The sequence below is a fragment of the Arthrobacter sp. TJ-170 genome (genome assembly GCF_058269305.1).
This window is the reverse complement of record NZ_JBZCNL010000001.1, coordinates 190,280-203,390: the sequence shown is the minus strand read 5'-3', so window position 1 is coordinate 203,390 and position 13,111 is coordinate 190,280. Positions and strand designations below refer to the sequence as shown.

Sequence of the window (13,111 nt, the reverse complement as noted above, 5' to 3'; positions counted from 1 at the left end):
ACCGCGATTGAGCAGATAACAATGGAGAATAGATGAGCATTCATGACACCCCCGGCAGCGACGAGGTCCGACAGGGATCAGCCGCTGCTCCCGTCGATGGAGCCACTACAGCGCTCCCCGCCGACCGGTATGCCGGAACACTCATTGGACGTGTCTGGGACCCGGCGGCGGGTGGACCCTCGCCGGTCATCATTCTGGAAGACGGCGTCTTCGATTTGTCGGGCTCTTTCCCCACCGTAAGTGCGCTATGCGAGAGCCTTGAGCCCGCAGCAGCCGCTCGTGCGGCCGTTGGATCGCGACTTGGTAGTTTCGAAGACATCTACGGGAACACTGTGTCTTCCACTCATCCGACCTCGGGACCGCGCCTCCTTACTCCGGTCGATCTACAGACGTTGCGGGCCGCCGGGGTCACTTTCGCGGTCTCAATGATTGAACGGGTCATCGAAGAGCGGGTGCGCGGAGACATCGAAGCAGCAGCCCGTATGCGTGAAAAAATCCTGGCGGAGATCGGGACCGATCTCCACGCCGTGCGGCCAGGATCCGCAAACGCCGACGCCCTGAAGAACTACCTCGTCGCTGAGGGGCTCTGGAGCCAGTATCTGGAAGTGGGAATCGGTCCTGACGCTGAGATTTTCACCAAGGGACCGACGCTCTCTGCGGTCGGCACACAAGCGCAGGTGGGGGTGCTCTCCAACTCTCTGTGGAACAACCCTGAGCCGGAGGTCGCGCTGATCATCAACTCAGAAGGGCGCATTGTGGGTGCCACGCTCGCCAATGACGTCAATCTTCGGGACGTCGAAGGAAGATCGGCACTCCTACTGCCCAAGGCCAAGGACAACAACGCCTCTTGTGCGCTTGGCCCGCTCATCAGGCTGTTCGACGGAACCTTCGACCTGCAGACAATCCGGCAAATGCAGGTGAACCTCGAAATCGATGGTCCCGACGGCTTCCATCTTGATGGGAGCTCCGAAATGGTACAGATAAGCCGTGATCCGCTGGACCTCGTCGCACAACTCACCGGACCACACCACCAGTACCCGGACGGCGCTGTCCTGATGCTGGGGACCATGTTCGCGCCGATTGTCGACCGTGACGCTAAAGACCGCGGCTTCACGCACAAACGGGGCGATGTAGTTAGGATCTCTTCCCGTGAACTCGGTACGCTGGTCAATTACGTTGAAGAGAGCGAAAGGTGCGAACCGTGGGAGTTCGGAATCGGCTCTCTGATGCGAAACCTCGCAGGCCGGAAGCTGTTGTGACAGGAGGAGGAACAGCGACTCCTGCAGATGCGCCGGATACCGCCATTGTGCACGCCACAGCTGACGAATATGACGACGAAACAGTCAGCCCGCGACAGACGCGTCGATCAACGAACACTGTAACTCTCTCCGACGTGGCGCTTCATGCTGGCGTATCACCCCAGACGGTGTCTCGTTCAATCCGTTCTCCCGAGTTGGTCTCGAAGTTCACCCTCGAGCGAGTGCGGCGGTCAATCGCGGCCACCGGCTATGTCCCCAACCTCGCGGCGAGCAACCTTGCATCGAACCGGAGCATGACGGTCGCCGCCATCATTCCCGCTATCTCGGCCTCGGTATTCGCGGATGCCCTTCACGGGCTCGATGAAGTCCTTGCCCCGGCCGGTTATCAACTCTTCATCGGATCAACGGACTATCGACCGTCCCATGAGGAGGAACTGGTAAGGGCGTTCCTAGGGCGCCGTCCGGACGGGATCTTCATTGTGGGTACTCATCACACACCCGTCACTGACCATCTGTTGCGGGAGGCTCAGGTTCCCGTCGTCGAGGCCTGGGATCTGACGGAAAACCCGATCGACAGCCTCGTGGGTTTCTCGAACGGAGACGCTTTGAGAGCTCTCGTCGAGTTCGCCGCAGAGCAAGGCTACGCGCATCCCACGTTTGCCGGCTCGTTCCAGAGCGGGGATTTCCGTGCGGTCGCCCGTAAAGTCAGTTTTGAGGACGAGGTACGCAAGCTGTTCCCCCGTGAGCCAGTACGAGTGGTCGATTCGGGCACCTCGAAAGTTGACTTCGAGACTGGACGTCAACTCCTTGACGAGACGCTGCGAACCCACCCAGAGACCGACGTACTGATGTTCGCGAGCGATGTGTTCGCTGCGGGAGCCCTCCTGGAGTGTGCCCGGCGTGGGATCCGCATCCCGGATGAAATTGCCATCACCGGTTTCGGTGACTTTGAAATCGCGCGTCATTTGGTTCCAACGCTTACGACTGTCTCAGTTCCCAACCGCGAGATCGGCACCACTGCGGGCCAGCTGCTCCTCAGCCGCATGACAGACAAACCAATGCTCGCCCGAACGGTCGATCTAGGTTTCTCGGTCGTTGCACGCGAAAGCGCCTGAAAGGGAGATGGTCTCCTAGGCACCGCCGCACGACACTGCCCCCGCACGAAACCGTGCGGGGGCAGCATCAGAACGACGACGGCGTCACACCACCTCAAGCGCCTCAGCGATCGGTGTCTCGCCGGAGTTGAACTGAATGAACTTCCCGACCGTACCGGGGTTGCTCAGCACAGCAGCCGCAACCTGCGCCACGTCTTCCCTGGCAACCGAATCCTGCTGAGGCTCACTCGAAACCTCGATCGCTCCCTGACCCGGATCCGTCGTGAGAGCGCCCGGGCCAAGAATCGTCCACGCCAGATCAGTCCCGCGGAGGTACTCATCCGCCGCAGCCTTCGCCTCCGCGTAGTGAAAGAACCCGCTGTCCTCGGGGACACCATGATCCTTACGCGCACCCATGTAGGAAACCATCACGTACCGGTCAACCCCGGCCTCCTTGGCCGCATCCATCGAACGGATCGCCGCATCCCGATCAATCGCATACGTGTCCTCCGGGCTGCTTCCGGCAGCTCCCGCCGACCAGACAATTGCGTCATGACCGCGCACGACGTCTGCCAGCTCGCCGACCGACAGCTGCGTAACGTCCGCCACAACGGGCTTCCCGCCTGCCTCTTCAATATCGCCGGACTGGTTCGGATTGCGGATGATCGAACTCACCTCGTGACCGGCACCGGACAGAATTTGCGACAGGTGCAAGGCCACCTTCCCGTGGCCTCCAATGATGGCAACTCGTGACATGACCGCTCCTTTTCGTTGGGTGTCTTGTTCGGCCCAACACCGAAAAGCCGCTTGTCATTCCGACACCAGAATTGAAGCGGGTACGAAGTCCGAACCCAGCGCTCAGCACGTTCCACCCCGCGGAGTGGAGGCAGCAGATACTCCACTGGGTACTCCCCCGCCCTCGACGGGGTCTACTCAATACACGCTTTTTCCCCACGGGGACCTCGACCAGGACTTCATCGCCTACGATCCCTGCCGTCCCGTGCACTACGTGGTCCGTCCCGACTTCGCACCTGCGGGCACAGATGGCTTGGTACAGGAAGCGGTTGCCGAAGTGGCTGCAGCGACCGGTCTGACATTCGTTTTCGATGGCCCGACTACCAAAGCTCCCAGTACGGAAGAACGCGACCCCTACCAGCCGGAGCTGTATGGCGAGCGCTGGGCGCCCATCCTGGTGACGTGGACCAGTCCTGCAGAGGTTCCGGAACTCGCTGGTGACGTCGCCGGTTTGGGAGGCAGCGAGATCGCGCAGCGGCCAGGGAAACCGGTGGTCTATGTAGCTGGCCAGACGATGCTCGATGCACCCGACCTCACCAACATCCTTCAGAATCATCCGAACGGTCGTAACCAGGTGAGGGCCGTCATCGTCCACGAGTTGGCGCACGTGCTCGGGCTGGACCATGTAGCCGATCCGACTCAGCTCATGCACGAGAGCAGCCCCATCACCGAGTTGGCCGACGGCGATCGTGCCGGTCTCGCGAAGCTCGGCGCCGGACCCTGCGTACCGGAACTCTGAATGGTCCCGCCCTCGACAACGACCGGAGGAACTCCTACGGCGGAGCATCCAGACCGAGCGCCGCTGCCTCCGCCTTCAACGCCTGTCGGATCGCCCCGATAGCCGGATCACCGGCACTCGAGCGACGCGCGGCTGTGAAGATGGTGCGCGTCGGCCGGCCGGGCAGTTCGATCAGGCGTGGCCGGTGCTCTCGCTGCGTCCACACCAGTTGCGGAAGGAACGCGACGGCGATTCCGGACTCCACCAAGCGGACATGAGTTTGCAGGTCTGCACTCTCGTAACGAACATCCGGTTCAAATCCCGCCAGGCGGCACAGCTGCTCCGCCCAGTGCCTGGAGGCAGCTCCACGAGGCTCCATCACCCACGGCAACCCCATCGCATCCTGCAGGTCCTGAACCCGGTGAAAGTCTTCGGGTGCCGCAGTCAGGTCCGTCGGCACCGCCAACCGAATGTCATCACGCGTCAACAGATCCCGATCGAGGCTCTCATAGTGAGGAGCGGCGTGCCCTGGATACTGTTCGGCAACCACTAGGTCGAACTCGCGCGCCCACGTCTCATGCAACGCAGTCTCCGGTTCATGCTGCACCATCTTCACCAGCACCAGTGGATGCGTCTCCCGAAGAGTGCGCAGCATGTTCGGCATGAGGGCAAGTGCCGCCGTCTGGAAAACGGCCACACGCACGGTGCCTGAAACGACCGGCCGGCTGACGGCCAACGCGGCCTCCGCACGCTCAAGTCCTTCGAGTAACTCCTCAGCATGCTCCACCAGGACCAGAGCGTGCGACGTGAGTTGGAGCCGCCTCCCACTCTTGCGGAACAGCGTCACTTTGGCTTCCCGCTCGAGCAGGGAAAGCTGCTGGGAAACCGAGGAAGGACTGTAGCGCAGGGCGGCCGCAACCTCAGCGATAGTTCCACGGATGCTGAGTTCCCTCAGGAGACGCAGCCTCTGAATATCGAGCATCTCAACCATTCGATTTTTCCGAAGCTTAAGTTTCGGAAAACGTTACTTTTCCTAAAAGTGGCGCAGAGTCATACTGAAAGTCAAGCCTCACGCGTTCCTCCAAAGACGTCAGGTCCGTGAAGCTTTCCCGGGACGCTATCCACTCGTGATGGCACCCAAACCAAATACACCCAGACCGAGCCTGAACGGGCAAAGTCAATAACCTTTACCTCACCCGCCCTAGCCCGGCCATGCGCCGAAACGCCATCTTCGAGGAGTACCCCCTATGACCGCAGCAACAGGGACCAGCAGCACCGAGCAGGTCCGCCCCGGCGACCTGGCAGAAGAAGCCGTGTCATTGGTCCGACACTGGTTGTCTGAGGGCGCCAAGGTTCCGGTTGACGCCGCCGCCGCCCAGTTGGCCGGTGTCCTGAAGGACCCGCACGGGCTCGAGTTCACCGTCGGTTTCGTTGACGGCGTCATCCGTCCCGAGGACAAAGCGGTTGCTGCGAGGAACTTGAAGACCCTGGTCCCGAAGGTCCCTTCCTTTCTGCCGTGGTACATGAAGTCAGCCGTCACTGTTGGCGGATATCTGGCTCCGGTGGTTCCCGGCGTCGTCATTCCTATTGCCCGCAAGGTACTGCGGGAAATGGTGGGCCACCTGATCGTGGATGCAACCGAGGCCAAGCTTGGCCGGTCGATCTCCAAGATCAGGCGGGAAGGAATCAGGCTTAATGTGAACCTGCTCGGCGAGGCAATCCTCGGCGAAGGTGAGGCATCGCGCCGGCTCGCGGGCACCCACAAGCTCCTCGCCCGTGAGGACGTGGATTACGTCTCCATCAAGGTCTCCTCCACCGTCGCACCGCACAACCACTGGGCCTTCGACGAAGCGGTCAGCCACATCGTGGAGACGCTTTGTCCGCTGTTCAGGCTTGCGGCCTCATCCTCCCCGCAGAAGTTCATCAACCTTGACATGGAGGAATACAAGGACCTCGCCATGACCGTCGCGGTGTTCACCCGCCTGCTTGAGAAGCCCGAGTTCCACAACCTTGAGGCAGGGATCGTGCTACAGACCTACCTGCCTGACGCTCTCGGCGCCATGATCGGGTTGCAGGAGTGGGCAGCGGCCCGCACCGCGAACGGCGGCGCCCCCATCAAGGTCCGCGTCGTCAAAGGCGCCAACCTTCCCATGGAACAGGTCGACGCCGACCTGCACGGCTGGCCATTGGCAACCTGGGGCACCAAGCAGGACTCCGACACCTCCTACAAGGCGGTCATCGACTACTCACTGACCCCGGAAAGGATCTCGAATGTCTGCATCGGGGTCGCCGGGCACAACCTGTTCGACGTCGCACTGGCCCATCTGCTGGGCAAGGCACGCGGAATCACCTCGGGCATCGAATTCGAGATGCTCCTCGGTATGGCCACCGGTCAGGCTGAAGCCGTCAAGCGCGACGTCGGATCTCTCCTGCTCTACACGCCGGTGGTGCACCCGGCCGAGTTCGACGTCGCAATCGCTTACCTGATCCGCCGCCTCGAAGAAGGCGCGAGCCAGGAAAACTTCATGTCCGCCGTGTTCGAACTGGACAAGAACGAAGCCCTCTTCGAGCGCGAGAAGCAGCGCTTCCTCGCCTCGCTCGCTGCCCTCACCGACACCGTCCCCGGACCCAACCGGATCCAGAACCGCACCCGGTTCGACGCCGAAGCTGCCCTGACCGAAGTGACTGCGCGCGCCGAGCTCGAAACAGGTGCTCCAGGGTACGGCGGGCCAACCGCCGGCTTCGTGAACACGCCTGACACCGACCCCGACCTGCCCTCGAACCGCGCCTGGGGCCGGGCAATCCTCGACCGGGTTCCCTCTTCCACGCTCGGCGAGGAAACAGCGGACACCCACGAGCTCAGCAGCACAGAAGAACTTGAAACCGTCATCCAGACAGCCCTTGCCCGCGGAACCTCCTGGGGCTCACTGACCGGGGCTGAGCGCGCCGCTGTCCTCCACCGGGCCGGCGTACGCCTCGAAGCGCGCCGGGCAGAACTGCTCGAAGTCATGGCAGCCGAGTGCGGGAAAACCCTCGACCAGGGCGATCCCGAAGTCTCCGAAGCCATCGACTTCGCCCACTACTACGCCGAGCTGGCCAAGGAACTGGACAACGTCGACGGTGCGGAGTTCGTCCCATCGAAGCTGACCGTCGTCACTCCGCCGTGGAACTTCCCCGTCGCCATCCCGGCCGGTTCCGTCCTTGCGGGCCTGGCCGCCGGTTCGGCAGTCATCATCAAGCCAGCGCGGCAGGCTCGCCGCTGCGGCGCCGTCATGGTCGAAGCCCTCTGGGAGGCCTTCGACGAAGCAGGGATCGATCGCGATGTGCTGCAGTACGTCCAGGTAGCCGAGCGCGAAGTGGGTACCGCACTGGTATCCCACCCGGCCGTTGACCGGCTCATCCTCACAGGCGGCTACGAGACCGCGGAGCTGTTCCGCTCCTTCCGCAAGGACCTGCCCCTGCTCGCGGAAACCAGCGGCAAGAACGCCATCATTGTCACCCCCAGCGCCGACCTTGACCTCGCCGCACGCGACGCCGTGCAGTCCGCGTTCGGGCATGCCGGGCAGAAATGCTCGGCCGCGTCACTGGTCATCCTGGTCGGATCCGTCGCCACCTCGCGCCGGTTCAACCAACAGCTCCTCGACGCCGCCCGGTCGTTGCACGTCGGGTACCCCGTTGACCCGCGGACCCAAATGGGACCGGTCATCGAACCGGCCAATGGGAAGCTGCTCGGCGGACTGACCGAACTCGGTGCCGGAGAGTCCTGGGTGCTCGAACCACGCCAGCTCGACGACAGCGGCAAGCTCTGGAGCCCCGGTGTGCGCACCGGCGTCAAGCGCGGAAGCGAGTACCACAAGACCGAATACTTTGGACCGATCCTGGGCATCATGACCGCTGACACGCTCGAAGAAGCCGTCAGCATGGTCAACGACATTGACTACGGGCTCACGTCTGGCCTGCACTCCCTCGAGCCCAATGAGCTGAAGTACTGGCTCGACAACGTCCAGGCCGGAAACCTCTACATCAACCGCGGCATCACCGGAGCGATCGTGCGCCGTCAGCCGTTCGGCGGGTGGAAGAAATCCGCAGTCGGCGCAGGCACCAAGGCCGGCGGCCCGAACTACCTGGTCGGCCTCGGCGAATGGAAGGATGCGCCGATCGAGGTAACTCCTGCAGCCACGCTCGCTGCACCGGCGCGGCAGGTCCTCACCGCAGCCGCTGAAGCGATCAGCACCGGAACCATCACCGCCGCCGATGTGGTCTGGCTCGAATCAGCGCTGGCGTCGGACGCCGTAGCATGGGAGAAGGAATTCGGCGCGGCCCGCGACGTCTCCGGACTCCACGCGGAGCGGAACATCTTCCGCTACCGGCCGCTACCGGTCACCATCCGCTACGAGGCGGCAACGTCCGGACGCGGTCTGGCCGAGCTGCTGCGCGTAGCCTCAGCAGGTGTGACCGCCTGGAACGGGCAACCGGCGCCCAGCGCACTCACAGTGAGCACACCTGAGCCGCTTCCCGATGTCGCGGCACGGGCACTTCGGGACTCCGGGATCGTCATCGTGGCAGAAGGTGCTGAGGCCTGGGCCACACGCGTCCAGCGTTACGCAGCCAAGACGGGACCGGAATCTGGAGTACGAATCCGCCTCATCGGGGCGCCCGCCATTGATACAGCTGAGGCCGCCGACGGCAAGCCCGACGTCGCCGTTTACGCGAACGACGTCGTGGCCGCCGGCCGGGTGGAACTGCTCCCTTTCCTGCGGGAGCAGGCAGTCTCCGTCACGGCGCACCGGTTTGGTACCCCGAGCAACCTCACCGGAACTCTGATCTAAAGCATCAGCCGGGTCCTTCCGCTACGGCACAGTGGATGGACCCGGCGGCACGATCCGTGACATATTAGTTACATAGCACGTTCGAAACCGACAACGAGGTCAGATTCAGCGATGAAGAAGCATTCCCCGCACAAAGTAGTGCACGACACGAGAACCCACAGGACCCGGCAAGCGAAGACCGGGGAGCACTGCCCCCTCAACGGATGGTGGGCACCCGCCGGCCGGGAAGAAGACGGACGCTACGTCATGCAGGGAAATATTCTGCCCGCGTACGACGGCAGCACCGTCACCTGGACACTGGTCGCAACCAGCTCCGGCTCACGCAGCCCAAAATACGTCCTTCCCCCGGCAGGGGTCTTCATTGACAACTTCTAACCCGCAGACGTCCCGCGTTGCGGTGCGGAAGTCTTCGCATGTCAGGCATGCCGGTGACGACGGCTGCTACTTCTGCGACGGCCCGGAAACCGACTGAAGCAGATCAGTGACCGTTCCTGATCCGGAAACCGAGACGGGGCCCGCAGACCTGCAGCATCCCCGTTTCGCCCGCGCTTATGCCCGAGCGGTCGAGGGGATAAACCGCAGGGGCGCGACCGAACACCGGCGTGCACTGCTTCAGGACCTCAGCGGCAAGGTGATTGAGATCGGCGCCGGCGAGGGATCAAACTTCGAGCATTACCCGCGCACAGTCACCGAGGTTCTGGCGGTGGAACCTGATGATCACCTCAGGTCCCTGGCTCGGAGTCGGGCGGAGTCCGCTGCGGTTCCTGTCCGAGTAGTCACGGGAACGGCGGAAAGTATCCCGGCCGCGGACGGCAGCGCCGATGCGGTGGTTGCCAGCCTGGTGCTGTGCAGTGTGTCGGACCAGTCCGCTGCCCTGGCGGAGGCGCGCAGGGTCCTGCGCCCGGGCGGAATGCTGGCCTTCTATGAGCATGTCCGCTCGGAACGTAGGATCCTCGCTGCCGTGGAGGATCTGCTGACGCCACTCTGGCAACGCGTTGCCGGAGGCTGTCACCCCAACCGGAATACCTTGGAGTCGATCATCGCTGCCGGGTTCGAGGTCCGCGATAACGAGCGGTTCGGTTTCTCGGTCCAACCGCTGGCGCCGCCCGTAGCGCACATCCTCGGGCACGCGTTTGCACCCTGACCCGGAACAACCCCTAGGTCGGAGGCTCCAGCCCCACCAGGGTGATCGCCAGTCCGTAGGCAGCCCCCATCACCACAAGTTCACCGCCGGCCAGTTTGCTGAAGTCTGCCCGGCCGAAGGAGTCCCCGGCAAGAAGCCGACGCCGATGCACCGCCCCGAACCCGATCAACACTCCCAGCATGGTCACCTTCAGGAGCAGGACCAGTCCATAGAGCGACGACGGCAACACCGTCAGATCGGGCACGCGCACCAGCGCACTCGCCACCCCGCTGACCGCCACTACGGCTGCACAGATCAGAGCGAGCCTGCTGAACCGCCGAGCGACAGCGTGCAGCCGGTCGCCGGCAGCTACCGCAAGCCAGGCCACACCTGCGAGCCCTCCCACCCACAGTGACGCCGCCGCGATGTGCGCCGTCATGCTGAACATCGCCAGGCTGTGACCGGTTTCGGAGGCGGCATGACCGCCGAGGGCCAGCGTCGTCGTGCCTGCCACCGCGAGAAACAGTGCCATCCGAAGGGCGGTGAGAGTCCGGGCAACCCACGCGAGCACAGCACTGGCGAGCAGAAAACCGATCTGTGCGACCAGCGCGCGTCCTGAGGCGAGCTCATTCAGGAAGGTCCCGAAGTCACCGAAATCCGCTTCCAGGGGACCGGCACCAACCACCTCGAAGTAGGTCCAGAGCAGCGACACAGAACAGGCGATGACGGCGGCGAGCGCAGCCACACTCCCCCGCCGCCCCAGCCGCTCGGCAAACGGGGACAATTCTTCTGCACCGTCCTGAACGGGCAGGAGAACGCCGACACAGAGAACCGCAATCGCTGCCAGGCTCGCAAGGTGCACCAGTCCCCGCGTCAACAGCAGCGTCCACCCGACAAACCCAGCCGCACCGGCGTCGTCGAACAGGGCCAGGATGACCAGCGGAATCAGCGCTACCAACAGCACCGGCAGCAGGACTATGGCTACGACCCGCCGGGAAGGCGCGCCGGCAGCAGGCCTTCTTCGGGACAACACGTGCATGGCTGCCTTCTTGAAAGTCAGGAAAAGATCGGTACAGCGATCCTAAGCCAGCTTCCCGCCACCCCGAGGACATCCGAGCACGCGGACAAGGATCGGCGCTAACCTAACTCCGTGACCGTTGTTATTGACCATGCCACCGCGAACGACGCCGGCCCGCTCGCCACCCTCGCGGCCGTCACCTTCCCGCTCGCCTGCCCGCCGACCTCCCGCCCGGAGGACATTGCGCACTTCATCGCCACGGAGCTCTCCGAGGAGCGGTTCAACCAGCACATCGCGGACCCGGACAAGATCCTGCTGTGCCTGCGTGAAGACGGGCACCTCCTTGCGTGGAGCATGCTCGTGAAGGCCTTACCGAAGGATCAGCAGGTGCGTTCCTCCCTGTCGATCTTCCCGACGATCGAGCTGAGCAAGTTCTATGTGCACCCGTCCCACCACGGGCAGGGTTCGTCGTCGCACCTGATGGAGGCATCGCTCGAAATCGCAGCGAAGGGAACCGACGCCAAAGGCATCTGGCTTGGCACCAATGACCGCAATGCCCGCGCCGTCCGCTTCTATGAAAAGCACGGGTTCGCCCGTGTCGGCGCGAAGACGTTCCAGCTGGGCAGCAACGTCGAGACCGACTTCGTGATGGAGCGCCCGCTCTCCTAAAACCGGCCTACGCATATTTCGGCCGTGACCACCCTAGGCGCCTTTTCCGCCTAGCGGAATATTCCTTCTGTTATAAGAAACTTATTTCCTAAATCCATTGACAGTGCGCTCCGTCACGCCTACTGTCGTTTTTGGGATCCCAAGTTCGATTGAGTGTATCCGCCGGACCACGAGTCAGTTGAGGCGGCGCGGCACCCAACACCCGTTCGCACGTTCTAAGGAATTCATGACATGGCCAATGACGACCATCTGACCTCGACGGTGGATCTGCCACCTCAGGATCTATCCGACACCTCGGGAGACGCGGCCCGCAGGACCACCGAAAGCAAAAAGCCCACGAAAATTCGGTGGAAGCTCTTCGTCCTACTGCTCATCCTCGTCACCCTCAACTATGTGGACCGCGGATCCATCTCCGTGGCCATGCCGCTCATCCAGGAAGAGTTCAACCTCTCACCGGAGTCCATCGGTGTTCTGCTCTCCGCGTTCTTCTTCGCCTACGCCCTCATGCAGGTACCCGGCGGCTGGCTCGTTGACCGCCTCGGTGCACGCAAGATGGTCACGGGCTCCTGCGTGGGCTGGGGCCTTGCCACGGCTGCCTCCGGCCTGGCGTGGAACTTCGCCAGCCTCTTCACAGCACGCGCACTGATCGGCGTCACCGAAGCGGCGATCATGCCCGCGGGCGGCAAGCTCAACGGCCAGTGGATGGCCACCGGCGAACGCGGCCGCGGCGCCACCATTCTCGACGCCGGCGCTCCCCTTGGCGCCGGCATCGGGGGCATCGCGATTGCCGGCCTGATCGGCCTCACCGGCGGCTGGCGCGGTGCCTTCCTCGCAGCCGGCATCGCCACCGCTCTCTTCGGCTTCCTCGCCTGGTGGTACATCCGCGACACCCCCCGCCAACACCGAAGCATCAATCAGGCCGAAGTGGACCTGATCGAAGCGTCCCACGCAGAGGAAGACGCGAAGGCAGCAGCCGCCGGAGCCCCCGGCAAGCGCGGCCTGCTCCCCTACCTGAAGTTCAAGTCCTTCTGGGCCATGTGCTTCGGCTGGTTCGGCTTCAACGGTGTCTTCTACGGCCTGCTCACCTGGGGCCCGCTCTACCTTTCCGAGGCCAAGGGCTTCAACCTCGCCGGAGTGGGCTGGGGAACCTTCGTCATCTTCGGCGCAGGCTTCGTGGGCGAAATCCTCGGCGGCAACATCGCCGACGCCTGGCGCGCCAAGGGTGCCTCGTCCAACAAGGTGATGCGCACGCTGCTCGGCTTCTCGAGCCTCGTGGTCGTCGCAGGACTGGTCGGCGTCACCCTCGTGAATGACCCGATTACCGCCGTCGTGCTCCTGTCCGTGGTGCTGTTCTTCCTGCGCTGGGTCGGCCTCTTCTGGAGCATCCCCTCCCTGCTCGGTGGCCGCGGCAACGCCGGCGTCCTCGGCGGTGCAATGAACCTTGCCGGCAACGTCAACGGCTTCATCACCCCCATGGCCATCGGTTTCATCGTCGGAGCCACCGGCGGTTACACCTGGGCACTGCTCTACTTCGTCGGTGCAGCCATCGTGATGTTCGTTTCGGTGATCACCCTCGACTACAGCCGCCGCCTGCCGGTCTAGGAAC

At 63.4% G+C, this 13,111-nt stretch carries 11 protein-coding genes; 8 read left to right on the top strand and 3 right to left on the bottom strand.

What is annotated here, in order from left to right; genetic code table 11:
• The first annotated feature begins 32 nt into the window (after window positions 1-32).
• Both AC4D1W_RS01010 and AC4D1W_RS01005 read left to right on the top strand, forming a co-directional pair.
• Complete coding sequence (locus tag AC4D1W_RS01010) at window positions 33-1,259, top strand: fumarylacetoacetate hydrolase family protein (protein ID WP_490897468.1); 1,227 nt, start codon at window positions 33-35, stop codon at window positions 1,257-1,259.
• Window positions 1,193-2,374 (top strand): LacI family DNA-binding transcriptional regulator, encoded by a 1,182-nt coding sequence (locus AC4D1W_RS01005; protein WP_490897467.1) that lies wholly within the window; start codon window positions 1,193-1,195, stop codon window positions 2,372-2,374. Before AC4D1W_RS01010 ends, AC4D1W_RS01005 begins: the two co-directional genes overlap by 67 nt.
• A gap of 84 nt (window positions 2,375-2,458) precedes the next feature.
• On the opposite strand, the gene AC4D1W_RS01000 is transcribed toward AC4D1W_RS01005, so the two are convergent.
• On the bottom strand, window positions 2,459-3,109 hold the full coding sequence (locus AC4D1W_RS01000; protein WP_490897466.1) for an SDR family oxidoreductase: 651 nt from the start codon (window positions 3,107-3,109) through the stop codon (window positions 2,459-2,461).
• 124 nt (window positions 3,110-3,233) lie between these two features.
• Here AC4D1W_RS01000 and AC4D1W_RS00995 point away from each other — a divergent pair, with 124 nt between their 5' ends.
• A complete protein-coding gene (locus tag AC4D1W_RS00995) occupies window positions 3,234-3,887 on the top strand; it encodes a matrixin family metalloprotease (protein ID WP_490897465.1) in 654 nt (217 codons plus the stop codon).
• 34 nt (window positions 3,888-3,921) lie between these two features.
• Here the strand turns inward: AC4D1W_RS00995 and AC4D1W_RS00990 are convergent, their stop codons facing one another.
• On the bottom strand, window positions 3,922-4,848 hold the full coding sequence (locus tag AC4D1W_RS00990) for a LysR family transcriptional regulator (protein WP_490897464.1): 927 nt from the start codon (window positions 4,846-4,848) through the stop codon (window positions 3,922-3,924).
• Window positions 4,849-5,113: 265 nt separating this feature from the next.
• Here AC4D1W_RS00990 and AC4D1W_RS00985 point away from each other — a divergent pair, with 265 nt between their 5' ends.
• The 3 genes from AC4D1W_RS00985 (at window position 5,114) to AC4D1W_RS00975 (ending at window position 9,839) form a co-directional block, all read left to right on the top strand.
• On the top strand, window positions 5,114-8,695 hold the full coding sequence (locus AC4D1W_RS00985) for a proline dehydrogenase family protein (RefSeq protein ID WP_490897463.1): 3,582 nt from the start codon (window positions 5,114-5,116) through the stop codon (window positions 8,693-8,695).
• Between the two features lie 111 nt (window positions 8,696-8,806).
• Entirely contained in the window at window positions 8,807-9,070 is a 264-nt protein-coding gene (locus AC4D1W_RS00980) for a hypothetical protein (RefSeq protein WP_490897462.1), read from the top strand.
• Window positions 9,071-9,176: 106 nt separating this feature from the next.
• Window positions 9,177-9,839: a class I SAM-dependent methyltransferase gene (locus AC4D1W_RS00975; protein WP_490897461.1), complete on the top strand. Its 663-nt coding sequence runs from the start codon at window positions 9,177-9,179 to the stop codon at window positions 9,837-9,839.
• Between the two features lie 13 nt (window positions 9,840-9,852).
• Here AC4D1W_RS00975 and AC4D1W_RS00970 read toward each other — a convergent pair whose 3' ends face one another.
• Complete coding sequence (locus tag AC4D1W_RS00970) at window positions 9,853-10,857, bottom strand: copper resistance D family protein (RefSeq protein ID WP_490897460.1); 1,005 nt, start codon at window positions 10,855-10,857, stop codon at window positions 9,853-9,855.
• A gap of 111 nt (window positions 10,858-10,968) precedes the next feature.
• On the opposite strand from AC4D1W_RS00970, the gene AC4D1W_RS00965 reads away from it, so the two are divergent.
• Together AC4D1W_RS00965 and AC4D1W_RS00960 are read left to right on the top strand one after the other, a co-directional pair.
• On the top strand, window positions 10,969-11,505 hold the full coding sequence (locus AC4D1W_RS00965) for a GNAT family N-acetyltransferase (protein ID WP_490892246.1): 537 nt from the start codon (window positions 10,969-10,971) through the stop codon (window positions 11,503-11,505).
• A 231-nt stretch (window positions 11,506-11,736) separates the two neighbouring features.
• The gene (locus AC4D1W_RS00960) at window positions 11,737-13,107 is read left to right on the top strand and encodes an MFS transporter (RefSeq protein ID WP_490897459.1); all 1,371 of its coding nucleotides are present in this window, start codon (window positions 11,737-11,739) and stop codon (window positions 13,105-13,107) included.
• The last annotated feature ends 4 nt before the right edge of the window (window positions 13,108-13,111 follow it).

Coding starts and splice junctions, on each gene's coding strand:
- AC4D1W_RS01010 (WP_490897468.1), top strand. CDS start 33: ATGAGCATTCATGACACCCCCGGCAGCGACGAGGTCCGACAGGGATCA.
- AC4D1W_RS01000 (WP_490897466.1), bottom strand. CDS start 3,109: ATGTCACGAGTTGCCATCATTGGAGGCCACGGGAAGGTGGCCTTGCAC.
- AC4D1W_RS00990 (WP_490897464.1), bottom strand. CDS start 4,848: ATGCTCGATATTCAGAGGCTGCGTCTCCTGAGGGAACTCAGCATCCGT.
- AC4D1W_RS00985 (WP_490897463.1), top strand. CDS start 5,114: ATGACCGCAGCAACAGGGACCAGCAGCACCGAGCAGGTCCGCCCCGGC.
- AC4D1W_RS00980 (WP_490897462.1), top strand. CDS start 8,807: ATGAAGAAGCATTCCCCGCACAAAGTAGTGCACGACACGAGAACCCAC.
- AC4D1W_RS00970 (WP_490897460.1), bottom strand. CDS start 10,857: ATGCACGTGTTGTCCCGAAGAAGGCCTGCTGCCGGCGCGCCTTCCCGG.
- AC4D1W_RS00960 (WP_490897459.1), top strand. CDS start 11,737: ATGGCCAATGACGACCATCTGACCTCGACGGTGGATCTGCCACCTCAG.